This window comes from Bradyrhizobium sp. sGM-13, assembly GCF_018398875.1.
Taxonomy (GTDB): domain Bacteria; phylum Pseudomonadota; class Alphaproteobacteria; order Rhizobiales; family Xanthobacteraceae; genus Bradyrhizobium.
Genome location: NZ_JAGWDK010000318.1, coordinates 1 through 266, shown reverse-complemented (window position 1 = coordinate 266; position 266 = coordinate 1). Strand labels below are relative to the sequence as shown.

Below are 266 nucleotides of genomic sequence, written 5' to 3'. Positions count from 1 at the left end.
AGCCAATCTCGGCGGCTACTGCAACAAGAACCTCGACGCCCTCACCGACAAGGTGCTGCAGGAATCCGACATGACCAAGCGCGATCTCCTGATCAAGCAAGCGTACGAGATCGCTCAGAAGGATTTCGCATACATCCCGCTGCATCAGCAGGCGCTGGCATGGGGTGTGTCAAAGAAAGTGAAACTGAGCCAGCGCGCCGACAATCAGGTCCTGCTCTACTGGGCGACCAAACAGGACTAGTCGGGCTCGACACAGGTCCCGGCGG

1 pseudogene is annotated in these 266 nt (G+C 58.6%); it reads left to right on the top strand.

Annotated features, from left to right (window positions below):
• Positions 1-241: pseudogene (locus KJQ96_RS39200) on the top strand (ABC transporter substrate-binding protein); the annotation flags it as partial.
• Between the last annotated feature and the right edge of the window lie 25 nt (positions 242-266).